The organism is Macrococcus hajekii (assembly GCF_004359505.1).
GTDB lineage: Bacteria > Bacillota > Bacilli > Staphylococcales > Staphylococcaceae > Macrococcus > Macrococcus hajekii.
In genome coordinates this window covers 1-370 of the sequence record NZ_SCWE01000040.1, presented here as the reverse complement: position 1 = coordinate 370, position 370 = coordinate 1, and the positions used below count along the sequence as shown (strand labels likewise).

At 51.9% G+C, this 370-nt stretch carries 1 protein-coding gene; it reads right to left on the bottom strand.

All coding sequences use genetic code 11. The annotated features are described in order from the left end of the window. Positions 1–370, bottom strand: a 370-nt coding sequence (locus ERX37_RS11275; RefSeq protein ID WP_424960695.1) for a collagen-flanked surface repeat-containing protein, incomplete at both ends; no start/stop codon positions are given.

The following is a 370-nucleotide window of genomic DNA, read 5'->3' as shown; positions in this document are numbered from 1 at the left end:
GTGCCGTCTGGATTTGTGATCGTCACTGTGTGCGTGCCGTCGCCGTTGTCGACTACTGTCGCTGTCGGTGATTCGCCGTCCGCACCATCTTTAATCACTGTTGTTGTTGTCGTGCCATCTGGATTCATGATCGTCACTGTGTGTGTACCGTCTCCATTGTCGACTACTGTCGCCGTTGGTGATTCGCCATCTTTACCGTCTACTCCATCAACACCGTCTTTGATCACTGTTGTTGTTGTCGTGCCATCTGGATTTGTGATCGTCACTGTATGCGTGCCGTCTCCATTGTCGACTACTGTCGCCGTTGGTGATTCGCCGTCCGCACCATCTTTGATCACTGTTGTTGTTGTCGTGCCATCTGGATTCGTGA